Genomic DNA, 22,759 nt, shown 5'->3' on the forward strand with positions numbered 1-22,759 from the left:
CCTATCCGGCCTGTTTGCGCGGCATGAACCTGTTCGGCGTTCATTTGATCGGGGCCGATGCGGCAACCGGCCACAAGCTGCTGCTGACGCTCATCTTCGTGCTCGGCATTTGGGCGATTGGGGCATTCTTGCGCGCGCTGCTCGGCTGGATCGGCCGCTCGGTCGATAGCCCGCGCTTCCGATTCTGGAGCCGGCAGGGCGTGGCCCTGCTGCTCACCGTGGCGCTGCTGCTCGGCCTCATGTCGATCTGGTTCGACAATCCCGCGCACCTGAGCACCGTGTTCGGACTTGTGACCGCAGGTGTCGCCTTCGCGCTGCAGCGCGTGATCACCGCGGTGGCCGGCTATTTCGTGATCCTGCGCGGCAAGACCTTTAACGTCGGCGACCGGATCGTGATGGGCGGCGTGCGCGGCGACGTGATCGCCTTGAGCTTCATGCAAACGAAGATCATGGAAATGGGCGAGCCGCCGCCGGTGCAGAGCGCGGCGCCGGCCGTCTGGGTGCACAGCCGCCAGTTCACCGGCCGCATTGTCACCGTCACCAACGACAAGATCTTCGACGAGCCGGTCTATAACTACACGCACCATTTCCCCTACATCTGGGACGAAATCCGGCTGCCGGTGCGTTATCCCGACGACCGCGCAAAGGCGGAGGATATCCTGCTCACCGCGGCCAAGGCCCATGCTCTCGTGCCCGAACGTTTGGGGCAGCAGCAGCTCGAGGAGCTGGAACAACGCTACAGTCTGAAGGGCGTGGACGTGACGCCGCGGGTCTATTGGCGGCTCACCGACAATTGGCTGGAAATGACGGTGCGCTTCCTGGCACCCGACCATGGGGTCCGCGGGATCAAGGACGCGATGAGCCGCGACATTCTCGCTGCGCTTGATGCCGCCGGCATCGGTATTGCGTCCGCGACCTATGAGATCACCGCAGCCCCGCCGCTCAAGCTCGAGCCGGCGAGTCCGGCCCATGGCTGACCCCGCCCAGAATCTGTCGCCCAAGGAACGCGAGCAGGTCGAGGAAAACAGCCCGGCTCCCGCCAAGGTCGTCCACGCCTCGATCTCAAAGCAGGGCGAGGAAGAGCTGGAGCGGCCGACATCGTCGCTGTTCTGGTCGGCGGTGGCGGCCGGCATCGCGATCATGGCGTCGGTGTCGGTTAGCGGCGCCTTGCATCGCTACCTGCCCGATGCGCCCTGGCGCGAGGCGGTGGTCGCATTCGGCTATCCCGTCGGCTTCCTGATCGTCGTGCTGGGCCGAATGCAATTGTTCACCGAACAGACGGTGGTCGCGATCCTGCCGTTCGCGCGGGAAACGACGTGGCATAATGCAGGCCGCGTCGCGCGGCTCTGGGGCATCGTGTTCGCCGGCAATCTGGTCGGAACGGCCGCCGTAACGGCGTTAGCGGCACAGGGACATGTCCAATCGCCCGCGATGCTGGACGGGATGGTCGCGGTCGCCTCCAGGCTGCAGGAGCGCGACGCGTTCGATACGATGATGCAGGCGATCCCCGCCGGCTTCATCATGGCGTCGGTGGCGTGGATCCGCTCTGCGAATAATGAGACCGGCTTTTCGGTGGTGCTGGTTCTGACGCTCGCGATCAGCCTGTGCGGCTTTGCCCATGTGATAGCCGGTGCGGCCGAGGCCTTCCTGCTGATGTGGGCCGGCCGCGCGGACCTGGGCTGGGTGTTCGGCAGCTTCCTGCTGCCGGCGCTGGCGGGCAACATCATCGGCGGCACCGGCCTGTTCGCCGTGCTCGCCCACGCCCAGGTCAGTCAGGAAATCTGACGCTCCAGCAGCGCACGATAGGCCTGGAGCACGCTTTCGGATGCCGCGTCCCAGCTATAGGCCTCGCTTGCGGCGCGTGCGGCATCGCCCATGCGTCTGCGCCGGTCCGGATCGCCGACCAGCATCGCGACCGCATCGGCATAGGCTCCGGGATCGCGCGGTGGGCAGAGCAGGCCGGTGCGGCCATTGTCGAGCAGCGCGCGTGCGCTCGGCGCATCGGCGCTGACGACCGGCAGGCCCGAAGCCATCGCCTCCAGCACGACATTGCCGAACGTCTCGGTCGTGCTCGGCGTCAGCATCAGGTCGGCGCTCGCGACCGCGCGGGCCAGCGCTTCGTTCTGCAAATGGCCGGTCAGCACCGCGCCCGGCAGGGCGGCTAGCACATGCTCGGCAGGGCCCGCGCCCACCACGAGCGGCCGAACGTCCAGTCCGCGATCCTGCAGCGCGCGCAGCGCCGACGCATAGATCTCGACGCCCTTTTCCAGCACCACTCGGCCGAAGAACAGCACCGCTACTTGCCCGTCGCCGATACCGTGCTTGCGCCGCCAGTCCCGGCTGCGCTGCCGGGGATGGAACAGGTCGCTATCGATGCCACGGCTCCAGACGCTGGCGCGACCGTCGCCACGGACGCGCTTCATGTCGTCGACCAACCCCGGCGTCGGCGCCAGCACATGATCGCTGCGGCGATAGAAACGGCGCAGATGTGCCTCGACCAGCGGCCGCGCCCAGCCGAGGCGGTAGTAATCGAGATACGTCTCGAACAAGGTGTGCAGGCTGGCGACGACCGGCACGCCCAGCCGCTTCGCGAAGGTCTGCGCGCGCGTATCGAGAATGTCGGGCGTCGAGACGTGGACGATATCGGGCGCGAATCGCTCGATATCGGCCCGGATGTGGCGCGGCAGGCCAAGCGCCAGACGAAACTCGCCGCGCACCGGCAGCCGGATCGACGGCACCGGCACCAACGTTCCCGCGGGTTCGAACGCCGGCGTGTCCGTCACCGGCGAATAGACCCGAACCGCCTGCCCTTGCGTCTCCAGATAGCGCACCAGCTGGTTCAGCGCCTGGTTCGCGCCTTCCTTCAGATAGTTGTAGTTGCCGGAAAACAGCGCGATCCGCATCACAGCCGGCGAAAGTTCAGCACCGCGTTCAGCACGAACACGGCAAGACCGGCGAACACCGAGACGATGACCCGCGCCACCAGATAGTTGATGGTCGTGAACCGAAGGAACGCGGCATACAGCGCCATCGTGATCGCCAGCCCGATCGCGGCATTGACCAGGAAATAGACATAGCCGCTCGCGACCCCGCGGTCGGTGCCGCGGAAAATCCAGCTCCTCCCCAGCGCATAATGAAGCGTGTTGGCGGCGATAAAGCCGATCGCGGCCGCCAGGAGCTTGTCCATGCCCGCCCATTGCACCAGCGCCCAGAGCAGCCCCAGGTCGAAGGCGAACGCAACACAGCTGACGACGGTGTTGCGCACCAGCATCGCGCCCGCCTTGCGCGACAGCAGGCGCGCGGCGAGGCTTGCCGGCGGGGCGATCGATCGTTGCATCGTCAGTGGCCGACCGCCAGCGTCATCGACGGCACCGGCCGCGGATCATGCGCGTCGGCCCAATCGGTGCGGCGCCTGAGCCTGGGTGTCAGGAACAGGATCGGCAGCTTCAGGAACAGCAGCTCCGAATGGATGAAGCTGTCCACCGCGCGTTCCCACCAGCGCGGCGCGCGCTTGCCATGAGCGCGCAGCCAGCCCTCATAAGGCGCCCAATGGCTCGGTTCGTCCCGCTCGATGACCTTGAAGATCTTCATCAGCGTCTTGTCGCCGCGGACCAGCGGGTGATCCAGCAGGACCTCGACCTGACGGTAACCGCGCTGCTCGGTCAGCGAGATCACGCGGCACAGACGCTCGAACAGCGCATCGCTCGCGATCACCGCCTTCGTGTCGAGCCCGTCGATGGTCGTGCGGAACATGATCTCGACGAAGCGATCGATGTGCCCGATCGTGCGGTCGACGGCGAACGGCATCACGCCGCGCAGTTCGAACCAGCGGCGGAACATCACGTAATGCTTGCGCTCGTCGGCGCGGTGCTTCTCGATCGCCGCGATCAGCGCATGATCGTCGGGGGCGCGGGCCTTCACCGCCTCAAGCACACGGTCGATCGCGGTATAGCCGCGATGTTCGTTGTAGATGTAGATCGATCCGAGCAGGTCCAGGTAGCGGCGACGAAACCAGGCGAACATCGATAAGCCTCACGGGCGAAATGCCCGCCGCCTCAATCGTTTCGCATGCGATTCCGTTCCCTCAGAACAGGCCCGGCACTTCGCGCTGGGCCGTCGTCGCGCGAGCGGGGGTCAGCAGCTGGCGCTTCGCCGCCAGCGCCTGGCCGGTCTGGCCGGTCGGGATCGGCGTGCAGCTCTTGCCCTCGATGAAGTCGAGCGCCTGCCGCGTCGAGGCTTCCTGCGGATCGCCGAGCGGGTGGCTGAAGTCGTCGCCCGCCTGGCAGGTGACCGGAACCGTGCCCGCCAGCCCCGTGAAGTAATCGCCGCCACCCGACGCGTTCCTTGTCGCGAAGGCGATCACGCGCAGCCGGTCGTCGCACTCGCTGCGATCGATCGCGACCTGGCCGACGGGCTTGCCGTACGTATTGGCGCCGACCAGGGCCATGTTCTGCTGGTAATAGGGAATCTGCGAGTTGATCGTGAGCTCGCTCGCCGACGCGGTCGCGCCGGTGCCGATGAAGGCGATCCGCATCGGCGCGACTGATTGGCCTTGCGGCTGGAAGTAGCGCGTCTCGTTGTTCGATGATTTCTCGGGGCGGAACGTCGTGCGGTTCTGCACCTCGGACGCGAAGCGGGCGCGGCCGAGCAGGTCGCCGAGCAATTGCGCGGTCGCGACCAGGCCGCCGCCATTGTAGCGCAGGTCGACGATCACGTCGGTGACGCCGGCCGCCTGGAATTGCCCGAACGCGGTCTTCAGCTGAGAGTCCGCGGTGGTGATGAAGGTGCGCAGGTTGACGTAGCCGATCTTGCGGCCGCCTTCGTCGATGATCTTGGCGCCGTAGCGGCTGGAGACCGGCTGCAGCGCATAATCGGCCTTGCTGATCGTGACTTCGCGCGTGCCGGATGGGCCGCTGAGACGCAGCGTCCGCGTGAGGCCCGGTGTGGAGGGGCCGAGCGCGTCCGACACGCCGCCGGTGCCCTGGGCGGCGATGATGTCCGACACCGCTCGCAGGCTGCCCGGTGTCTCGCCGATCGCGAGGATCTCGTCGCCGCGGTCCATTCCGGCTGCTGAGGCGGGCGCACCTTCGAAGCTTTCCGCAACGAACGCCCGCTTCTGCGCGGCATCGGTCGACAGGCGGAAGCCGAAGCCGGCGGTCGAGCCGCTGTTGTAATAAGCGTCCTCTTCCTTGATCGACGTCAGGTAGGTGAAGAACCGGTCTTTGCCCTGAGACCGCGCGGTGGCGGTCAGCGCATCGATATAGTCGCCGACCGTGGCGTAAGGGCTGGGATCGAGAGTCGCCGGCAGCGTCTCGGGGAAAAGATACCATTCGTTGAGCACGCCGAACGCCCAGTCCTGTCGCGCCCGCAGCGAGCAGGTCGCGGCGGGCGAGGGCGTCGGTGTCGGGGAGGAGGACGCAATCGTCCCGCCGGACGAGCCACCGCCGCCGCCACAGCCCGCCAGGGTCGCTGCCAGGGCCAGCAGCGCGCCGAAATCACGCCAGCGCCGAATCACACGAAAACTCCCGCAGATCAGCGGGTTATAGCAAATCCACGGCGCCTGACCAGTTGGATCAGCCGCGCAGGCTCGCGCCGAACTTTCCGGCCGCCGCGACGATCTTGGCCGACACCGCCGCCAGATCCTCATCGGTCAGCGTCCTGTCGGTCGGCTGCAGCGTGACCTCGATCGCGAGCGACTTCTGTCTCTCCGGCACGCCGGTCCCGGTGAAGACGTCGAACAGCCGCGCCGCCGCGATCAGCGCCTTGTCCGCGCCGCGCACGGCCCGGACCAGGTCGCCCGCGGCCAGAGTCTCCGGCACCAGGAATGCGAAATCGCGGGTGACCGGCTGGAGCGCGGGCGGCGTGTAGGCGGGGCGGATACGCCCGCTCGCCCGCTTTGTCGGGATCGCATCGAGGAAGATCTCGCCCGCGACGACGCTGCCGTCCAGGCCGAACGCCTTCACCAGCGACGGATGGAGCGCGCCGAATTCGGCCAGCACGGCCTTGGGCCCGAGCCTGAGCGTCGCCGACTGGCCCGGATGATAAGCCGCCGAGGCGTCGCCCGTGACCTGCAGATTCTCGACCGGTGCTCCGGCCGCATCGAGCAGCGCCAGCGCTTCCGCCTTGCCGTCGAACGCGCCGAACGGCTGCGCCTTGCCGCTCTGCCAGTCGCGCGGATTCCGGTCCCCCGCGAGCACGAAGCCGACCGTCGGCCGCTCTCCGTCGGCGAGATAGCGACGCCCAAGCTCGAACAGTCGCACCGATTTGGCGCCGCGGTCCATGTTGCGCTGCGCGGCGGCGAGGAGCCCGGCGAGCAGCGACGGCCGCATCACCTTCATGTCCTCGCTGATCGGGTTGGCGAGCGTCCAGGCGCCGCCGCCTAGGGCGGCCGCTTCCTTTTCGGAAATGAAGCTCCAGGTCACGGCTTCGTTCAGCCCGCGCGCCGCCGCGGTTCGGCGTACGCGCCGCTCGACCAGCTGCTCCGCGGTCGCGGTCGGGCGGGCGACGCCGTCGGCGCGCGGCAGCGGCGTCGAAGGGACATTGTCGATCCCGACCATGCGCACGACTTCCTCGACCAGGTCCGCCGGCCCGTCGACGTCACGGCGCCACGTGGGCACGGTCACGGCCCAACCGCCAGAGACTTCGAAGCCGAGCCGCTCCAGGATGGCGCGCTGCTCGTCCCCGGGCACATCGAGGCCGCCGAGGCGCAGGCACAGGCCGGGATCGTAGCTCAGCGTCTTGCGCTCGAGCGGCGGCCGTCCGGCCCGCGTCACGGCGCCGGGCGTCCCGCCGCAATGTTCTGTCACCAGCCAGGTCGCGATTGCCAGGCCTTCGTCGAGGAAGGCTGGATCGACGCCGCGCTCGAAGCGCTGGCGCGCGTCGCTGGTCAGGCCGAGCTTCTGGCCGGTGCGCGCGATATGCTCCGGCGTGAAATAGGCGCATTCGATCAGCACGTCGGTCGTGGTCTCCGACACACCCGAATGCTCGCCGCCCATGATGCCGCCGATATCGTGGACCGCCGCGTCGTCGGCGATCACGGTCATCGTGTCGTCCAGCGTGTAGGTCTTGCCGTTGAGCGCCAGCACCTGCTCGCCGGGCTTCGCACGACGCGCGACCAACGGCCCGCTGAGCTTCGCGCGGTCATAGACGTGCAGCGGACGGCCAAGGTCGATCGAGACGAAGTTGGTGATGTCGACCAGCACGGAGATCGGCTTCTGCCCGATCCCGTTCAGCTTCTGCTGCATCCACTTCGGCGACGCACCGTTGGTCACGCCGCAGACGGCCTGAGCATAGAAAGCGGGGCAGCCGTCCGGATCGTCGGTGCGCACCGCCGGGGCGGGTTCGCTTCCGTCGATCGGTTGCAGCGAGCCCATCCGATAGACGTCGCCGAGCGGCTTCAGCGTGCCCAGGCCGGCCGCGGCCAGGTCGCGGGCAATGCCGCGCACACCCATGCAGTCCTGCCGGTTGGGCGTAACCGACACGTCGATGACCGGGTCGGTCAGCCCGGCCCATTCGGCGAAGCTCGCGCCCACCGGTGCGTCCGCCGCCAGCTCGATGATGCCATCATGTTCGTCGCCCAACTCCAGCTCGCGCACGGAGCACATCATGCCGCGGCTCTCGACGCCCCGGATCGCCGCGACCTTCAGCGTGATGTCGCTGCCCGGCACATAAGCGCCCGGCGCCCCGAACACGCCGACCAGCCCCGCGCGCGCATTGGGCGCGCCGCACACGACCTGCACCGGTCCGTCCCCGGCATCGACCGACAGCACCTGGAGCTTGTCCGCCTGCGGGTGGCGCTCGGCAGTCAGCACCTTCGCGATCCGGAACGGCGCGAGCTTCTCCGCCGGGTTCTCGACGCCTTCGACCTCGAGCCCGATCCGCGTCAGCGTCGCGACGATCTCATCGAGTGACGCGCCGGTCTCGAGATGCTCCTTCAGCCAGGAAAGGGTGAACTTCATGCGCCCACTCCTCCGCTCAGCGTGGGCACGTCCAGCGCCGCGAAGCCATAGTGCCGCAGCCAGCGCAGGTCGCCGTCGAAGAAGGCGCGCAGATCGTCCATCCCGTATTTGAGCATCGCGAGGCGGTCGACGCCGACGCCGAATGCGAAGCCGCTATAGTCGTCCGGATCGAGCCCGCAGTTCCGGATCACGCGCGGGTGCACCATTCCGGAACCGAGCAATTCCATCCAGCCCTCGTTGCCGCCCAGGATTCGGCGCCCGTTGGTCCAGGTGAAGCCGACGTCCACTTCGGCTGAGGGTTCGGTGAACGGGAAATAGCTCGGGCGCAGCCGCAGCACGATGTCGTCGCGCTCGAAGAACGCCTTCAGGAAGGTTTCCAGCGTCCATTTGAGGTGGCCGAGATGGATGCCGCGATCAATCACCAGCCCCTCGATCTGGTGGAACATCGGTGTGTGCGTCGCGTCACTATCCGACCGATAGACGCGGCCCGGCACGATGATCCGGATCGGCGGCTGCTGGGCCTGCATCGTCCGGATCTGCACGGGCGAGGTGTGGGTGCGCAGCAGCATCGACTTCCCGTCCCGGGCCATCTGGTCGGGGAAATAGAAAGTGTCGTGCATCGCCCGCGCCGGGTGCGTCTCCGGAATGTTGAGCGCAGTGAAATTGTGCCAGTCGTCCTCGATCTCCGGACCGGTCGCGACCGCGAAACCCATATCCGCAAAGATTTCGGCCAGCTCGTCCAGCACCTGAGAAACCGGGTGAACCGATCCGCGCGGCGCCTCGGGCGCGGGCAGACTCAGGTCGACCCGCTCGGACGCGAGCCGCGCTTCCAGCGCCGCACCTTCCAGCGCCGCCTTGCGCTCCGCGATCGCCGCCGAGACTGCTTCGCGCAGCCCGTTGATCCGCGGCCCCTCGCTCTGCCGCTCCTCGGGGCTCATCCCGCCCAGCGTCTTCAGCAGCGCCGTCACCTGGCCCTGTTTGCCGAGCAGGCGCACGCGCTCCGCTTCCAAGGCGTCGAGGCTCGCCGCGGCGCCGATCGCGCCCAGCGCCTCTGCCTTCAGTTGATCGATGTCCATCGCGCGTCCCCAAAGCAAAAGGGAACCGGCCGCGCAAGCGATGCGTCTCCACCTTGCTGTCTGCTGACAGCCTGATTCGGGGCCGGTTCAGAGCGAATCGGGCAGGAGGGCCCCGTCCCATTCATTAGGAGGACGTAATGCGTAAACTGATCGTCTCGGCCATCGCCGCCGCTACCCTGCTCCCCGCCGGCAGCGCCTTTGCCCAGTCCCGGCAGGAGGTGCGCCACGACAATCGCGAGGTCCAGAAGCAGCGCGAGCATGTTCAGGATGCCCGCACCTACGGCAATCGCGGTGACGTGCGCGAGGCGCGCGAAGAGCTGCGCGAGGCTCGCCAGGAACGCCGGGAAGACTGGCGCGACTATCGCCGCACGCACCGCAATGTCTACACAATGCCGCGCTATATGGCGCCGCGCGGCCACGTCTATAGCCCCGCCCGCGTCGGCATCGCGCTCGCGCCGGTCTTTTACAGCCAGCGCTACTGGATCTCCGACCCCTATCGTTACCGTCTGCCGCGCCCGGCAGCCAACCAGCGCTGGATCCGCTACGGCAATGACGTCGTGCTGATCAACGCGCGCAATGGCCGCGTGATTCAGGTCATCGACGGCTTCTTCTACTAAGACGCGGACCGCCCTCTCCCCAGCCGGGGAGAGGGCTTTCCATTTTTCCGCGGGCTGTTCTATAGGCGCAACACAGTCCTTCAGCGGAGACCTTAATGCGCCTTGCCCTTCTGCTCGCTTCCGTCGCTCTCGCCTTGCCGGCCGCCGCCTTGGCGCAGTCCGCCGCGCCTGCCGTGCAGCCCGTGGCCGATTACAATGCGCAGCTGCTGAAGCTTTTCCACGACAGCGACGAAGCGCAGCTGAAGCTCAATCCGCTGTCGGCGATCTTCCGCGGCGACATGCGCTATGCCGATCGGCTCGGCGATTTCGGCAGCGATGCCTATTACAACGCCTCGCGTGCGGCGGCCGAAAGCGACCTTCGGAACCTCCACGCGATCCCGCGCGACAAGCTGACGCCGACCAACCAGATCGCCTACGACGTCTTCGAATGGCAGACGAACGATACACTGAAGGGCCTGTCGCCGGAGATTCTGGCGCTGACCGCGGTCCGCCCGATCGATCATTTCTTCGGCTTCCACGTCTTCTACCCGACCTTCGCGTCGGGGCAGGGCGCGGCGCCGTTCAAGACCGTTGCCGATTATGAGAACAACCTGAAGCGCCATCGCGACTATATCGCGCTGCTCGACCGCTCGATCGCGCGCTTCCGCCAAGGCATGAAGACCGGCGTCGTCCAGCCGAAGCTGGTCGTGAACAATGTGATCGATCAGCTCGATACCCAGATCAAGCAGGGCGTGGAGGGATCGACCTTCTACCAGCCGGTCACCAAATTCCCGGAAGGCATCTCGGCGGCGGACCAGGCGCGGCTGAAGAGCGAATATGCGGCGGCGATCCGCGACGGCATCCTGCCGGCCGATATCCGCCTGCGCGACTTCCTGAAGAACGAATATCTGCCGGTGGCCCGCGATGGCGAGGGCCTGAAATATATGCCGGGCGGCGACAAGCTCTATGCCTATCTGATCGAGAGCAACACGACCCTGCCGATGACGGCGGAATATGTGCACAATCTCGGCCTGTCGGAGGTTGCGCGGATCAAGGGCGAGATGGAGGCGATCAAGACCCAGGTCGGCTTCAAGGGCACGCTTCCGGAATTCTTCGAATATCTGCGGACCGACCCCAAGTTCCAGCCGGCCAGCCGCGAAGCCTACACCCAGCTCTTCTACGACATCGGCAAGCGCGTCGACGCGCGGGTGCGCGAGCAATTCTCGACCATTCCGAAGACGCCGCTCGAGATCCGGCCGTATGAGGAGTATCGCGAGAAGACCCAGGCCGGCGGCTCGTACGAGTCCGGTTCGCCCGACGGCAAGCGGCCGGGCGTGTTCTACTTCAATGCCTATGATTTGCCGTCGCGCCGGGTCTGGGGCGCGGAAACGCTGTTCCTGCACGAAGGCATTCCCGGCCACCATTTCCAGATCAGCCTGGCGCAGGAGAACACGGCGCTGCCCGCCTTCATGCGCTTCGGGGGCAACACCGCTTATGCCGAAGGCTGGGGCCTCTATGCGGAGACGCTGTGGAAGCAGCTCGGCATGGAAACCGACCCCTATCAGCGCTTTGGCGGCCTCAATGACGAGATGCTGCGCGCGATGCGGCTGGTCGTCGACACCGGCATTCATTGGAAGGGCTGGCACCGCGATCAGGCGATCGACTATATGCTCGCCAATTCCGGCATGAGCCGCACCGAGGCGACGGCCGAGGTCGAGCGTTACATCGCCATCCCGGGCCAGGCGCTCGCCTACAAGATCGGCGCGCTCACCATCCAGCGGCTGAAGGCAAAGGCGATGAAGGAGCTCGGGCCGAAATTCGACCCGCGCGAATTCCACGCCCAGGTGCTGATGACCGGCGCGCTGCCGATGGAAGTGCTCGAAAAGAAGATCGACACCTGGATCGCGGCGAAGAAGGCGGCGTGAGCCTAGCCTGTCGTTAGTGGTATCCGTTCGTGTCGAGCGAAGTCGAGACACGCTTCTCGACTTCGCTCGAAGCGAACGGGGTTGCTAGCCCTTCAGGTACGCCATCGCCCTGAGGCTCACCGCCGTCGCCAGCGCCGGCTCCAGGTTCAGCGCCAGCACGGCCTCGGTCAGCTTGATCGCATGATCGTCGCCGTTCGCGACCGCGCGGTCGGCGAGGTCTTCGGCAGACAGCGCCTCACCCTCGGCCTCGACCGGCCGCGCCGTCCCATAGGCCGCGTACAGCGCGCACCCCGCGTGCCAGACATGGCGCATCAGCGCGCGGCCGTCGTCATCGGACACGAACGGCAGCAGATGCCCCGCCGCCGCCGTGCCGGTGATCGCGTGGGTGAACACGATCGCATGCAGCGGCGAATCGACATTGGCGAGGAATACGCGCGCAAACAGATCGCCCAGCTCCTGCACCGTGGCTTGCGGATCGTCGACGGCCAGCCAGTGCCAGGCCCGCGCGAACGGCACGTGATCGGCAAGGGCGGCGAGTCCCGCGACGATCGAGCCGCCGTTCCGCCGCCGCTCCGCTGGAAGGAACGGCAGCCGCGACAGCGCCGCCTCCGCTGGCATAGCCGTGGCGCCAAGCGACGCCGCGATCGGCAGCTCTCCGAACACGGACGCCCAGCTTGCCAGCGCTGCAGCCAGTTCTGTGCGCCGCGTTTCCGTGTCGGCGCGGCCGAGGGCGCGGGCGGCGTGACCTGTCCGGATCAGCCCGTGCAGCGCGCCGCCGCTGGCACCCGCCGCCAGCCGCGGCAGCCAGCGTGCGAGCAGCCTGCGCCAGCCGAGCGCGTCCAGCTCCGCCGCGAACAGCGCGCGCCAGTCGCTGACATGCTCCTCGGCCCCGAGCCTCGGCACCGCTCCGGTCGGCGCCGGCCAGGGGAGAAGCTGCGCGCGACAAGCATCGATCCAGGGTGCGATCGCACCCGGTCGCCCGAGCACGTCGAGCGCTTCGGCGACCATCGGCGCGTGGCTGGTGAAGCCGTTGCGCATCTCAGGGCCGTAAGCGGCCAGGTCCGCCAGTGCGGTATCCAGCGCTTCGGTGGCGGGTTCGATACGGCTCGCAAGCATGGGCGTTTCCTCTTGAGAACGGGGCCGATGCGTGCGAGTCGTGCAACCTCAACCTAAGGTGAGGTCAAGCATGGCCGAGCTGTTGACGATCGGAGAGCTGGCGCGGCGCACCGGCCTCTCGGTTTCCGCGATCCGCTTCTACGAGGGGCGCGGGCTGGTGCAGTCGCTGCGCACGGCCGGCAACCAGCGCCGCTTTCTCCGCGGCGATATCCGACGCCTCTCCTTCATCCTGATCGGCCAGCGCGTCGGCCTGTCGCTGGCGGAGATCGAGCACGAGCTCGCCTCACTGCCGCAGGGGCGCAATCCCAGCCGCGGCGATTGGGAAAAGATCGCGACCCGCATTCACGACGGCCTCAACGAGCGGATCGCGCTGCTCGAACGCACGCGCGACCTGCTCGGCGGCTGTATCGGCTGCGGCTGCCTCTCGCTCGACACCTGCCGCCTCTACAACCGCGACGACCGCGCCGGCCGCGCCGGCCCGGGCCCGCGCTATCTGCTCGGGGACAAGCCGGCCGGCGCCTAGGCCAGCGCTTCGGCGATCAGCTTGCGGGTATTCTCGATCCCGTAGAGCGCGATGAAGCTGCCCATGCGCGGGCCCTGGCTTGAGCCCAGCAGGGTTTCGTACAGCGCCTTGAACCAGTCGCGCAGACTTTCTTTTCCGAAGTGTTCCTTGCCGATCTCGTAGATCGCGTCCTGCAGCGACTGCGGATCGTCATTGCCTGTATGGGCTAGAACATCATCGAGTTGCCTCAGTGCGGCTGCCTCGCGCGCATCTGGCGCGCGACGTTGAAGAGTGGGTGCAACGAAGTCGCGGAAGTATGCAATTGCGAGCGGAATGACCTTGTGGAGGTACGGTAAGAGATGAGCCGTATGTCCCTGGTAATTCTGATCGAGGTATTTGGATACAAAACCCCAAAGAACGGCCGGATCCTCCGATCCAGATGTCGCGGCTAAATTCAGGAGAAGGCTGAACGGCACCGGGAAATCGCTGTGCGGCGGCGGCCCATTGTGGATGTGGTGGACCGGATTCCCCAACCGCTGCTCGACCGGCTGTGCCGGATAGTTGGCAGCGAATTGTTGATACTCGTCCACCGCGCGCGGGATCACGCCCATGTGCAGCTGCTTGGCCTTTTTAGGCTCGCGATAGGCGAAGAACGCCAGGCTCTCCTCCGGCCCATAGGTCAGCCACTGCTCCAGGCTCAGCCCGTTGCCCTTGGACTTGGAGATCTTCTCGCCCTTTTCGTCGAGGAACATCTCGTAATTGAAGCCCTCGGGCGGCTTGCCGCCGAGCACGCGCGCGATCTTGCCGGACTGGACCGTCGAATCGATCAGGTCCTTGCCGGCCATCTCATAATCGACCTCGAGAGCGACCCAGCGCGCCGCCCAGTCGACCTTCCATTGCAGCTTCGCCTGGCCGCCGAATACGGACTGCTCGACCGTCTCGCCCTCGTCCTCAAACCGGATCAGCCCGCGCGCGGGGTCGACGACCTCGACCGGCACCTGCAGCACCACGCCGGATTTCGGGCTGACCGGCAGCACCGGCGAATAGGTCGCCCGCCGCTCGGCGCGCAGCGTCGGCAGCATCACGTCCAGGATCGCCTGGTACCGCTCCAGCACCGTCCGCAGGATCGGATCGAACCGTCCCGACGCATAATATTCGGTCGACGAGGCAAACTCGTAGTCGAACCCGAACCGGTCGAGAAAGCGCCGCAGCATCGCATTGTTGTGATGCGCGAAGCTCTCATGCTCGCCGAACGGGTCGGGGATGCGGGTCAGCGGCTTCCCCAGATGCTTGGCGAGCATCTCCTGGTTCGGCACATTGTCAGGCACCTTCCGCAGGCCGTCCATGTCGTCCGAAAAGGCGATCAGCTTGGTCGGGATGTCCGACAGCGCATGAAAGGCATTGCGCACCATCGTCGTGCGCAGCACTTCGTTGAACGTCCCGATATGCGGCAGGCCCGAGGGGCCATAGCCGGTCTCGAACAGCACATAACCCTTGGCCGGCGGCCCCTTCTCGACACGCTTCAACAGCTTGCGCGCTTCCTCATAAGGCCAGGCCTTGGAGGTGAGAGCGGCGGCGCGAAGCGTGTGCGTGTCATTCATAACGCGGCGGCGTCTAGCGAAGAGCGGCCGAGCGTGCCAGCATGTTGGCCCCTCGCCCCAACGGGGAGAGGGCGACTCCGCGCGTAGCGCGAGCGGGGGTGAGGGGGCCAGAGCGAGGCGCAGCGAGCGTGACACGCAGACCCTCACCCTCCCACTCGCGTCGCGAGCGGTCCCCTCCCTCTCCCGTAAGCGGGAGAGGGGCTTCGATGCGCCCAATCCAGAGTTGACTTTCGCGCTCGCTGACTGGCCAAACGGAACGGATCGTGTACGGGTGACGGTGCGATGACCACGCTTCCCTATCCCGCGCTGCACGCAAGCCATGCCGGTATTTGGATCGCGACTCCGGATGGCGAGGCGCGGGCGGTTGGGCGCGGGGAGGCGATTGCGCGGGCGGCGGAGACGCCGATGATCCTGCTGAACGCGCCGCTCGTCGCCGCGCGGCTCGGTTATCCGGAGCTGTCGGGACTGGACCTGCTGGAGCTGTTCGCCTTCGTTCACCCGGCGCGCTTCGCGGTGCCGACGCCGAAGGGTCTGGCCCGCGCGATCGGCTTGGCGCCGCCCGCCGACGACGCTGGTGCGGCGAGTTTCCTGCTCCGCGCCGCCGAAACCTTGCTCGCGCGGATGGAGTCGCCGGACTGGCACGAGCGCGAGGGCGCCTGGACGTCGGCACAGTCGCTCGGCCGCCTGCGCTGGCCTTGGGCGGCAGCGGTGTCGCGTGTCATTGCCCGCCCGGAGCGGCAGGAGCGCTGGCTGTTCGCGCGGCTGCCCGAATGGGAGGAGAAGCCGCCGCGCAATCCCCCGCGCACCATCCATGTCCCCGCATCTGCCGCCGTTGACCGGCTCGACGAGCTGACCGGTCACGGGGCGGAGGAACGTCCCGGCCAGCGCGCCTATGCGGAGGCGGCGGCCGCCGCGTTCGGCCCCCGCGCCTCCAGCGATTCGCCGACATTGCTGCTCGCCGAAGCCGGGACCGGTATCGGCAAGACCTTGGGCTATCTCGCCCCCGCTTCGCTCTGGGCGCGCGAGGCCGACGGCGTGGTCTGGGTCTCGACCTTCACCAAGGCGCTGCAACGTCAGCTCGACCGCGAAGGCGAAAAGCTGTTCCCGGACCCGCGCACCCGCCGGGAAAAGATGGTCGTGCGCAAGGGACGAGAGAATTATCTCTGCCTGCTCAATCTGGAGGACGCGCTGCAAGGCGGCTTCGGCGGTCGCGCGGCGATCCTGGCGCAATTGGTGGCGCGCTGGGCGGCGTACAGCAAGGACGGCGACATGGTCGGCGGCGACCTGCCCGGCTGGCTGCCGACCTTGTTCCGCCGCAACGGCTCGACCGCTCTGACCGACCGCCGCGGCGAGTGCGTGTTCGCCGGCTGCCCGCACTACCGCAAATGCTTCATCGAGCGCGCGTCGCGCGCCAGCGCCGATGCGGAAATCGTCGTCGCCAACCACGCGCTGGTGATGGTCAACGCCGCGCGCGGGCGCGAGGCGGCGAATCGCCCGACGCGCCTGATCTTCGACGAAGGCCATCATCTGTTCGAAGCAGCCGATTCGATGTTTTCGACCGCACTGACGGGGCAGGAGACGATCGAGCTGCGACGCTGGGTCACGGGCCCAGAGGGCAGCGCGCGCGGCCGCCGGCGTGGACTCGCCGCGCGCCTATCGGACGTCGCCAGCTATGACGAGGAAGGTGGCCGCGCGATTGCCGCCGCGTCCAATGCCGCGCAGGCGTTGCCGTCCGACCAGTGGCTTCAGCGTCTCGGCGAAGGCCAGCCCTTCGGCGCGATCGAGGCTTTGCTCGCGGCCGTGCGCGGCACTGTTTATGCGCGGGCCGCCAGCGAGGATGCCGGCTATGGCCTCGAGACCGAGCTGGTCGATCCCGACGGTGCCTTGGTCGAGGCGGCCGGCAACGCCGCCGCGGCGCTGGAGACGCTGCACCGGCCTTTGGTCCAGCTCGGCCGCCGGCTGGAGGCGGTGCTGACCGACGCGCCCGATTGGCTCGACGGGCAGGCGCGCGCGCGAATCGAGGGTGCGATCATGTCGCTCGGCTGGCGGATCGAGATGCTGGCCGGTTGGATCGCGCTGCTCGGGCGTGTCGGCGGGCCGGCGGACCCGGATTTCGTCGACTGGCTCGCAGTCGATCGCGCCGAGGGCCGCGAATACGATGTCGGCCTGCACCGCCACTGGCTCGATCCGACCCGCCCGCTTGCCGAATTGGTGCTGAAACCCGCGCACGGCGTGATCGTCACCTCGGCGACGCTGTCGAACGGCGACTGGTCGGCGGCCGAGGCGCGATCCGGCGCGCATCATTTGTCCCGGCCGCCGCTGCGCTTCGAGGCCCCGAGCCCGTTCGATTATCCGGGCCAGGCGGAGGTGCTGATCGTCACCGACGTGAAGAAGGGCGACATTCCCCAGCTTGCCGGCGCCTATGCGAGCCTGATCGCGGCATCGGGCGGCGGCGCGCTCGGCCTGTTCACCGCGATCCGTCGCCTGCGCGCGGTTCATGCCCGCATTGCCGACCGGCTCGCGCGCGATGGCCTGCCGCTCTTCGCCCAGCATGTCGATCCGATCGACACCGGCACGCTGGTCGACATCTTCCGCGACGACAGCCACGCATCGCTGCTCGGCACCGATGCGCTCCGTGACGGCGTCGACGTGCCCGGCCATTCGCTGCGGCTGGTGGTGATGGAAGGCGTGCCGTGGTCGAAACCGACCGTGCTCCACGCCGCGCGCAAGCTGGCGCAAGGCGGTTCGGCCTATGAAGACCGGATGGTTCGCGCCCGGCTCGCCCAGGCGTTCGGCCGCCTGATCCGCCGCGCCGACGATCGCGGCGCCTTCGTGCTGCTGTCCAGCGCGATGCCGTCGCGTCTGCTCGCTGCCTTCCCGCTCGGCACGCCGATTCGGCGCGTGACCTTGGCCGATGCGGTGGAGCGGGTGCGATCCCGGCTTTCCTCGTCCGCGCATCTGGGGCATTCGACCTCTGAGGATGTGCTGACGGGGGACGGATGAGAACACTCACCCTGCTGCGCCATGCGAAATCGGGGTGGGACGATCCGGTCCAGCGCGATTTCGATCGGCCGCTGAACGCGAAGGGCTTTCGCGGCGCCCGGATGATGGGCGAGCATTGCCGGCGCGAAGGGCTTGCGTGGGATCACGTCATTTCCTCCCCCGCCGTCCGCTGCATCGAAACGCTCGACGGTTTCTGGGAAGGCTATGGCAAGACGTTGAAGCCGGTCTGGGACCGCCGCGTCTATCTCGCCTCCTGCGTCCACCTGCTCGACGTGCTGAACGAAGCCCCGCCCGAGGCGCAGAGCCTGCTGATGTGCGGCCACAATCCGGGCATGGAAGACCTGGCCCTGATGCTCACCCCGGACGACGGCGACGCGATCCGCGATTCGGTCGAGGACAAATTCCCGACCGGCAGCATCGCGGTGCTGGCGTTCGAAGGCGAATGGGCGGACCTCGCGGCGCGTAGCGCCCGGCTAGAGAAATTCGTGCGGCCGCGGGATCTGGACCCGGCGCTCGGGCCGGGCCCTGGCTGACGAAAGGAAGTGCGATGAACGACGAGCTCCGACAGCGGCTGAACAAGTTCATCGGTTATGGCAATCCTGCCGGGCCAGTTTGGTTCTTTGGCGCGGAGGAGGGACTGGGCGGAAAGATGAATCCCCAGGAACAGCAGCGCAATCTCCTGCGCCGATGTGAATGGGAACCAGTGATGGACATGTTTGAAGCCCATCAAACCCTGTGCGAAGCTGGTGAGCCGATCGACATTTCCTCATCCAAGCGCAAAGGCCATACGGGTGTTTGGCGGTGGATGAGCAGAGTCGCACGTGCCTTTGACGGCGCCTCGAACTACCTCGATGCGACCCATGCTGCCGCTTTCATGAGAAATTCTCTAGGCAGGCGCGACGGGAGTACGTTCTTGACAGAACTGCGAGCGATTCCGGCCGCCCGATCTGGAAGCTTTCAGCGGTCGAGCGGAACCCTTGTTGAGGAACGAAGAAGAGAGCAGCTTACACTGCTTTCTAAGCATCAACCAACGGCGGTTGTTTGCTACGGAACAACGTTGAAGGACGATTTCTCGAAGCACCTAGAAATTGATTGGGGCGTGTCGGACGTCATCCCTTGGGTTTCCGCGAAGGGCAGGCTGATTAGAACGGTCATCTACCGTGCAAATATTCGGTGGGAAATTGGTCGAACCACCAGCGTTTTCCTCCTGCCCTTTTTTGGGCAGGGCGCCATGAGCGGCGCGCTTTTGAGCGGCTTCGTGGAGAGTGGCGGGGTCAAGCGCCTTTCCAGGGAACCTGTTTAGTCGCCATCCAGCGCCAAAGCTTCCGCCAACATCGTTCGAATTCGCTTTAGCTCGACAAGAGATAGGCCGGCGCGGTCGGGTTCCGGCTGCGGTTCGGGGATGTTCCTCCCTTCCAGCAGCTTTTGCACGCCCTTGATCGTGTAACCCTCGCGGTTCAGCAGCTGGTCGATGCGTTTGGCCAGCGCGACGTCGGCGGGGCGGTAGTAGCGGCGGTTGCCGGCGCGCTGGAGCGGGCGGAGCTGGGGGAAGCGCGACTCCCAATAGCGCAGGATGTGCTGCGGCAGGCCAAGCTCCTCGGCCAGCTCGCCGATGGTCCGGAACGCGTCTTCGGATTTGGTCACTTGAGCCCCTCCCTTTCAGGGGAGGGGTCGGGGTGGGGATTGTGACTGGTGCGAGAAAGATTCAACACGCCCTACCCCCGTCCCCTCCCCTGAAGGGGAGGGGCTAGCCTCACCTCGCGACGATGCGGTCGCGGAGCATCTGGCTGGCGCGGAAGGTCAGCACGCGCCTGGGCGCGATCGGCACTTCCACACCCGTTTTCGGGTTGCGGCCGATGCGCTCGCCCTTGTCGCGCAGCACGAAGCTGCCGAAGCCGGAGATCTTGACGTTCTCGCCGTTCGACAGCGCCTCGCACATATGCGCGAGAATGCGCTCGACGATGCTCGCCGATTCGGCGCGCGACAGACCGATCTGCCGGTGCAGCGATTCGGCCAGATCCGCCCTGGTCAGCGTGCCCGTGTCCGTTCGGATCATGGGATCGGCGTCAGCCATAAGAGTCCCCCTCTAAGCTTTATCCACAGGAAACCCGATTCCGGGCCCAAAATCAATGCGCATAGTTTAGTATTTAGAAGCGCAGGACCGATGCACCCCAAGTAAATCCGCCGCCCATTGCTTCCAGCACCAGCACGTCGCCGGGCTTGACCCGCCCGTCCCTGACAGCGGTGTCGAGCGCCAGCGGCACCGATGCCGCGGACGTGTTCGCATGCTGGTCGACGGTGATGACCACCTTTTCGGGCGGCAGGCCGAGTTTCCTCGCCGTTGCATCCAGGATGCGGGCATTGGCCTGGTGCGGCACCACCCAGTCGACATCGCCGGCGCTGAGCCCGGCCGCGTGCAGCGCCTCATTCATCACAGCCGCCAGGTTCACGACCGCGTGGCGGAACACTTCGCGGCCCTTCATGCGGAGCTTGCCGACCGTGCCGGTCGTAGACGGGCCGCCGTCGACATAGAGCAGGTCGTTATGCCGTCCGTCGGCGTGCAGCCGGGTCGCGAGCACGCCGCGCTCGCCTTCCTCGGCCCCCAGCACGATCGCGCCGGCGCCGTCGCCGAACAGCACGCAGGTCGCCCGGTCTTCCCAGTCGAGGATGCGGCTGAAGGTCTCGGATCCGATCACCAGCGCCGTCTCGGCCGAGCCCGCGCGAATCATGCTCTCCGCCACTGACAGCGCGTAGAGGAAGCCGGAGCACACCGCCGCCACGTCGAAGGCGACGCAATCGGGAATGTCGAGCGCCGCCTGCACCTTGGTCGCGCTGGACGGGAAAGTCTGGTCGGGCGTCGCCGTCGCGAGCACGATCAGGTCGACGTCACGCGGGGCGAGTCCGGCCGCGTCCAGCGCGGCACGCGCGGCGCCCGTCGCAAGGCTCACCGTCGTCTCGCCTTCGCCGGCGATATAGCGGAATCGGATGCCGGTGCGCTCGACGATCCACTCGTCGGACGTATCGACCTGGTCCGCCAGCTCCTGGTTGGACACCCGCCGCTTCGGCAGTGCCGAGCCGGTGCCGAGGATCGCCGCGCGCCGGGTCACTTGGCCGCCGCCGATGCAGGGTGATGCGCGTGGAAGCGTGCAAGGTCATCCGCGATCCGCCGCGCGATCGACGAACGCGCCAGCTTGGCCGCAACGCCGATCGCGTTGGCGACGCCGCCCGCGTCCGCGCCGCCGTGGCTCTTCACGACGATGCCGTTCAGGCCCAGGAAGACCGCGCCATTGTGGTTGTTGGGATCGAGGTGCGTCTTCAGCATGTGGAAGGCCGGGCGCGACAGCAGGAAGCCGGCCTTGGACCGGAACGAGCTGGTAAAGGCGCGGCGCAGCAGGTCGGTGATGAAGCGCGCGGTGCCCTCGACCGATTTCAGCGCGACGTTGCCGGTGAAGCCGTCGGAGACGATCACGTCGGCCTCGCCGCGGCCCAGCCGGTCGGCCTCGATATTGCCGTCGAACGACAGCGGCAGATAGGGCGCGTCGCGCAGCAGCGCAGCCGCCTCCTTCACTTCGTCAGTGCCCTTCAGCTCTTCCTCGCCGATATTGAGCAGCCGCACGCGCGGGCGCTCGAGTCCCATCACGATTCGCGCATAGGCCGCGCCCATCACCGCGAACTCGACCAGGTTGTTGGCATCGCACTCGGTGTTGGCGCCCAGATCGAGCATGACAAGATCGTTGTCGCCGAGCGTGGGCAGCAGCGCGGCGAGCGCGGGCCGGTCGATGCCGGGCAGAGTGCGCAGCGCCAGCTTGGACATCGCCATCAGCGCGCCGGTGTTGCCGGCCGACAGCGCGGCGTCGGCATGGCCCTGCTTCACGGCATCGATCGCAAGACCCATCGACGTCGTCTTGGCGCGGCGGATGGCCTGGCTCGGCTTGTCGGTGCCGGCGATGACTTCGGGCGCGTGCAGAACGTCCGACGCCGCCTTCAGCGCCGGATGCATGGCCAGCGCGGCGGCGATCGCCGCCTCGTCGCCGACCATCAGGAATTTGAGGCGCGGGTCCAGCTTCAGCGCACGCGCCGCGCCTTCGGTCGTCACCGACACGCCGGCATCGCCGCCCATCGCGTCGATGGCGATTCGCGGCGTATCGGTCACTCTATCGCTGCTCCCGCGCTTCGGTCGCGCGGTCAGGCGTCGACCGAGACGATCTCACGGCCATTATAATGGCCGCACGCGCCACACAGATTGTGCGGCAGCTTCAGTTCGCCGCAATTCGGGCATTCCTGGAAGGCTGTCGCCTTCAGCGCGTCGTGGCTGCGGCGCATGTTGCGCTTCGAGGGCGACGTTTTTCTCTTCGGCACTGCCATGACGGCACCTGTTCCAATCTTTACAGTCTAGACATACACGACAGGCGGCCGTCATTCAGGAATGCGGCATCGAGCCGCGGACCACGTAACTGTCGCGAGCGAGCGGGCGCATATATCGAAATCGCGCGCCGTTGCAAGCGGCGCACGCACATGGCAGCCTCGCCGAGCAAAGGGGAGGCAAGGCCATGATATTGCCGATTACACTCACCGTCGCGGGCGCTGCCGCGCTGATCAACGTCTGGCTCGGCTGGCGGGTCGGTCAGCGCCGGATCTCGGAGAAGGTGTCGATCGGCGACGGGGGCAACGAGCGGCTGACCGCCCGGATGCGCGCCCATGCGAACTTCGCCGAATACACGCCGTTCGTGCTGATCCTGATCGGACTGATCGAATTCGCCGCCGGCACCAGCATCTGGCTGTGGGCGGTCGGCGCGATCTACATTCTCGCCCGCATCGCCCACGCGATCGGGATGGACCGGCCGTCGCCCAACCCGTTCCGCATGGCGGGGATCCTGGTGACGATGCTGACGCTCCTCGGCCTCGGCCTCTACGCGGTCGCGATCCCGCAGCTCGCTCCGCAGGCACACCGCGGCGGCACCGACGTGATCGACGCCGCCGGC

The 22,759-nt window shown here is 67.1% G+C and carries 23 protein-coding genes (2 of these 23 cut by a window edge); 9 read left to right on the top strand and 14 right to left on the bottom strand.

What is annotated here, in order from left to right; genetic code table 11:
* Window positions 1-23 precede the first annotated feature (23 nt).
* Window positions 24-977 carry a mechanosensitive ion channel family protein gene (locus SCH01S_RS11775; protein ID WP_046349012.1) on the top strand — a complete coding sequence of 318 codons (954 nt, stop codon included), beginning with the start codon at window positions 24-26 and terminating at the stop codon, window positions 975-977.
* A complete protein-coding gene (locus SCH01S_RS11780; RefSeq protein ID WP_046349013.1) occupies window positions 970-1,785 on the top strand; it encodes a formate/nitrite transporter family protein in 816 nt (271 codons plus the stop codon). Before SCH01S_RS11775 ends, SCH01S_RS11780 begins: the two co-directional genes overlap by 8 nt.
* On the opposite strand, the gene SCH01S_RS11785 is transcribed toward SCH01S_RS11780, so the two are convergent.
* The 6 genes from SCH01S_RS11785 to pheS all read right to left on the bottom strand — a co-directional run bounded on the left by SCH01S_RS11785 (window position 1,773) and on the right by pheS (window position 9,034).
* Window positions 1,773-2,903 carry a glycosyltransferase family 4 protein gene (locus SCH01S_RS11785; protein WP_046349014.1) on the bottom strand — a complete coding sequence of 377 codons (1,131 nt, stop codon included), beginning with the start codon at window positions 2,901-2,903 and terminating at the stop codon, window positions 1,773-1,775. The two genes, SCH01S_RS11780 and SCH01S_RS11785, sit on opposite strands and share 13 nt — an antisense overlap.
* Window positions 2,903-3,337 (bottom strand): GtrA family protein, encoded by a 435-nt coding sequence (locus SCH01S_RS11790; protein ID WP_046349015.1) that lies wholly within the window; start codon window positions 3,335-3,337, stop codon window positions 2,903-2,905. Before SCH01S_RS11790 ends, SCH01S_RS11785 begins: the two co-directional genes overlap by 1 nt.
* Window positions 3,338-3,339: 2 nt before the next feature.
* Entirely contained in the window at window positions 3,340-4,023 is a 684-nt protein-coding gene (locus SCH01S_RS11795; protein WP_046349016.1) for a hypothetical protein, read from the bottom strand.
* 61 nt (window positions 4,024-4,084) lie between these two features.
* A complete protein-coding gene (locus SCH01S_RS11800; protein WP_439645811.1) occupies window positions 4,085-5,512 on the bottom strand; it encodes a S41 family peptidase in 1,428 nt (475 codons plus the stop codon).
* Window positions 5,513-5,573: 61 nt separating this feature from the next.
* Complete coding sequence (gene pheT, locus SCH01S_RS11805) at window positions 5,574-7,958, bottom strand: phenylalanine--tRNA ligase subunit beta (protein ID WP_046349017.1); 2,385 nt, start codon at window positions 7,956-7,958, stop codon at window positions 5,574-5,576.
* Complete coding sequence (pheS, locus tag SCH01S_RS11810; RefSeq protein WP_046349018.1) at window positions 7,955-9,034, bottom strand: phenylalanine--tRNA ligase subunit alpha; 1,080 nt, start codon at window positions 9,032-9,034, stop codon at window positions 7,955-7,957. The genes pheT and pheS overlap by 4 nt, the downstream gene beginning before the upstream one ends.
* 137 nt (window positions 9,035-9,171) lie before the next feature.
* On the opposite strand from pheS, the gene SCH01S_RS11815 reads away from it, so the two are divergent.
* Both SCH01S_RS11815 and SCH01S_RS11820 read left to right on the top strand, forming a co-directional pair.
* Entirely contained in the window at window positions 9,172-9,651 is a 480-nt protein-coding gene (locus SCH01S_RS11815; protein WP_046349019.1) for an RcnB family protein, read from the top strand.
* Window positions 9,652-9,746: 95 nt separating this feature from the next.
* Window positions 9,747-11,555 (top strand): DUF885 domain-containing protein, encoded by a 1,809-nt coding sequence (locus SCH01S_RS11820; protein WP_046349020.1) that lies wholly within the window; start codon window positions 9,747-9,749, stop codon window positions 11,553-11,555.
* A gap of 84 nt (window positions 11,556-11,639) precedes the next feature.
* Here SCH01S_RS11820 and SCH01S_RS11825 read toward each other — a convergent pair whose 3' ends face one another.
* Window positions 11,640-12,671, bottom strand: coding sequence for a questin oxidase family protein (locus tag SCH01S_RS11825; protein WP_046349021.1), 1,032 nt, complete (start codon window positions 12,669-12,671; stop codon window positions 11,640-11,642).
* Between the two features lie 70 nt (window positions 12,672-12,741).
* Between SCH01S_RS11825 and soxR the strand changes: the two genes are divergently transcribed.
* A complete protein-coding gene (gene soxR, locus SCH01S_RS11830; RefSeq protein ID WP_046349022.1) occupies window positions 12,742-13,194 on the top strand; it encodes a redox-sensitive transcriptional activator SoxR in 453 nt (150 codons plus the stop codon).
* On the opposite strand, the gene SCH01S_RS11835 is transcribed toward soxR, so the two are convergent.
* Window positions 13,191-14,774 (bottom strand): lysine--tRNA ligase, encoded by a 1,584-nt coding sequence (locus SCH01S_RS11835; protein WP_046349023.1) that lies wholly within the window; start codon window positions 14,772-14,774, stop codon window positions 13,191-13,193. The two genes, soxR and SCH01S_RS11835, sit on opposite strands and share 4 nt — an antisense overlap.
* 282 nt (window positions 14,775-15,056) lie before the next feature.
* On the opposite strand from SCH01S_RS11835, the gene SCH01S_RS11840 reads away from it, so the two are divergent.
* Genes SCH01S_RS11840 through SCH01S_RS11850 form a run of 3 tightly spaced genes read left to right on the top strand, consistent with a single transcriptional unit; the run spans window position 15,057 to window position 19,080 of the window.
* A complete protein-coding gene (locus SCH01S_RS11840) occupies window positions 15,057-17,777 on the top strand; it encodes an ATP-dependent DNA helicase (protein WP_046349024.1) in 2,721 nt (906 codons plus the stop codon).
* Window positions 17,774-18,310, top strand: coding sequence for a SixA phosphatase family protein (locus SCH01S_RS11845; protein ID WP_046349025.1), 537 nt, complete (start codon window positions 17,774-17,776; stop codon window positions 18,308-18,310). The genes SCH01S_RS11840 and SCH01S_RS11845 overlap by 4 nt, the downstream gene beginning before the upstream one ends.
* Window positions 18,311-18,324: 14 nt before the next feature.
* Window positions 18,325-19,080 carry a hypothetical protein gene (locus tag SCH01S_RS11850; protein WP_046349026.1) on the top strand — a complete coding sequence of 252 codons (756 nt, stop codon included), beginning with the start codon at window positions 18,325-18,327 and terminating at the stop codon, window positions 19,078-19,080.
* Here the strand turns inward: SCH01S_RS11850 and SCH01S_RS11855 are convergent.
* From SCH01S_RS11855 to rpmF, 5 genes are all read right to left on the bottom strand, one after another.
* Window positions 19,077-19,421, bottom strand: coding sequence for a MerR family transcriptional regulator (locus SCH01S_RS11855; protein ID WP_046349027.1), 345 nt, complete (start codon window positions 19,419-19,421; stop codon window positions 19,077-19,079). The two genes, SCH01S_RS11850 and SCH01S_RS11855, sit on opposite strands and share 4 nt — an antisense overlap.
* 109 nt (window positions 19,422-19,530) lie before the next feature.
* On the bottom strand, window positions 19,531-19,851 hold the full coding sequence (locus SCH01S_RS11860; protein ID WP_245612249.1) for an integration host factor subunit alpha: 321 nt from the start codon (window positions 19,849-19,851) through the stop codon (window positions 19,531-19,533).
* A gap of 73 nt (window positions 19,852-19,924) precedes the next feature.
* Window positions 19,925-20,884 carry a beta-ketoacyl-ACP synthase III gene (locus SCH01S_RS11865; protein ID WP_046349028.1) on the bottom strand — a complete coding sequence of 320 codons (960 nt, stop codon included), beginning with the start codon at window positions 20,882-20,884 and terminating at the stop codon, window positions 19,925-19,927.
* Window positions 20,881-21,930, bottom strand: coding sequence for a phosphate acyltransferase PlsX (gene plsX, locus SCH01S_RS11870; protein ID WP_046349029.1), 1,050 nt, complete (start codon window positions 21,928-21,930; stop codon window positions 20,881-20,883). The genes SCH01S_RS11865 and plsX overlap by 4 nt, the downstream gene beginning before the upstream one ends.
* Window positions 21,931-21,962: 32 nt before the next feature.
* The gene (rpmF, locus tag SCH01S_RS11875) at window positions 21,963-22,142 is read right to left on the bottom strand and encodes a 50S ribosomal protein L32 (RefSeq protein ID WP_046349030.1); all 180 of its coding nucleotides are present in this window, start codon (window positions 22,140-22,142) and stop codon (window positions 21,963-21,965) included.
* Between the two features lie 185 nt (window positions 22,143-22,327).
* On the opposite strand from rpmF, the gene SCH01S_RS11880 reads away from it, so the two are divergent.
* Window positions 22,328-22,759, top strand: partial view of an MAPEG family protein gene (locus tag SCH01S_RS11880; RefSeq protein WP_046349031.1) — the 5' portion only. It continues 3 nt past the right edge of the window; the window shows 432 of its 435 coding nt (coding positions 1-432); its start codon is at window positions 22,328-22,330; the stop codon falls past the right edge of the window.
* Window position 22,759: a 1-nt sliver of an acyl-CoA thioesterase gene (locus SCH01S_RS11885; RefSeq protein ID WP_046349032.1), read on the bottom strand. It continues 380 nt past the right edge of the window; only 1 of the gene's 381 nt is visible here; its start codon lies beyond the right edge, outside the window — the gene reads right to left on this strand; the stop codon is cut by the window's right edge — 1 of its three bases falls inside, at window position 22,759. The two genes, SCH01S_RS11880 and SCH01S_RS11885, sit on opposite strands and share 4 nt — an antisense overlap.

Source organism: Sphingomonas changbaiensis NBRC 104936 (assembly GCF_000974765.1).
In the GTDB taxonomy this organism is placed as follows: domain Bacteria; phylum Pseudomonadota; class Alphaproteobacteria; order Sphingomonadales; family Sphingomonadaceae; genus Sphingomonas_B; species Sphingomonas_B changbaiensis.

Bases quoted from the DNA above. Each gene is read 5' to 3' on its own strand.
- SCH01S_RS11775 (WP_046349012.1), top strand. From the start codon at position 24: ATGAACCTGTTCGGCGTTCATTTGATCGGGGCCGATGCGGCAACCGGC.
- SCH01S_RS11780 (WP_046349013.1), top strand. From the start codon at position 970: ATGGCTGACCCCGCCCAGAATCTGTCGCCCAAGGAACGCGAGCAGGTC.
- SCH01S_RS11785 (WP_046349014.1), bottom strand. From the start codon at position 2,903: ATGCGGATCGCGCTGTTTTCCGGCAACTACAACTATCTGAAGGAAGGC.
- SCH01S_RS11790 (WP_046349015.1), bottom strand. From the start codon at position 3,337: ATGCAACGATCGATCGCCCCGCCGGCAAGCCTCGCCGCGCGCCTGCTG.
- SCH01S_RS11795 (WP_046349016.1), bottom strand. From the start codon at position 4,023: ATGTTCGCCTGGTTTCGTCGCCGCTACCTGGACCTGCTCGGATCGATC.
- pheT (WP_046349017.1), bottom strand. From the start codon at position 7,958: ATGAAGTTCACCCTTTCCTGGCTGAAGGAGCATCTCGAGACCGGCGCG.
- pheS (WP_046349018.1), bottom strand. From the start codon at position 9,034: ATGGACATCGATCAACTGAAGGCAGAGGCGCTGGGCGCGATCGGCGCC.
- SCH01S_RS11815 (WP_046349019.1), top strand. From the start codon at position 9,172: ATGCGTAAACTGATCGTCTCGGCCATCGCCGCCGCTACCCTGCTCCCC.
- SCH01S_RS11820 (WP_046349020.1), top strand. From the start codon at position 9,747: ATGCGCCTTGCCCTTCTGCTCGCTTCCGTCGCTCTCGCCTTGCCGGCC.
- SCH01S_RS11825 (WP_046349021.1), bottom strand. From the start codon at position 12,671: ATGCTTGCGAGCCGTATCGAACCCGCCACCGAAGCGCTGGATACCGCA.
- soxR (WP_046349022.1), top strand. From the start codon at position 12,742: ATGGCCGAGCTGTTGACGATCGGAGAGCTGGCGCGGCGCACCGGCCTC.
- SCH01S_RS11835 (WP_046349023.1), bottom strand. From the start codon at position 14,774: ATGAATGACACGCACACGCTTCGCGCCGCCGCTCTCACCTCCAAGGCC.
- SCH01S_RS11840 (WP_046349024.1), top strand. From the start codon at position 15,057: ATGACCACGCTTCCCTATCCCGCGCTGCACGCAAGCCATGCCGGTATT.
- SCH01S_RS11845 (WP_046349025.1), top strand. From the start codon at position 17,774: ATGAGAACACTCACCCTGCTGCGCCATGCGAAATCGGGGTGGGACGAT.
- SCH01S_RS11850 (WP_046349026.1), top strand. From the start codon at position 18,325: ATGAACGACGAGCTCCGACAGCGGCTGAACAAGTTCATCGGTTATGGC.
- SCH01S_RS11860 (WP_245612249.1), bottom strand. From the start codon at position 19,851: ATGGCTGACGCCGATCCCATGATCCGAACGGACACGGGCACGCTGACC.
- rpmF (WP_046349030.1), bottom strand. From the start codon at position 22,142: ATGGCAGTGCCGAAGAGAAAAACGTCGCCCTCGAAGCGCAACATGCGC.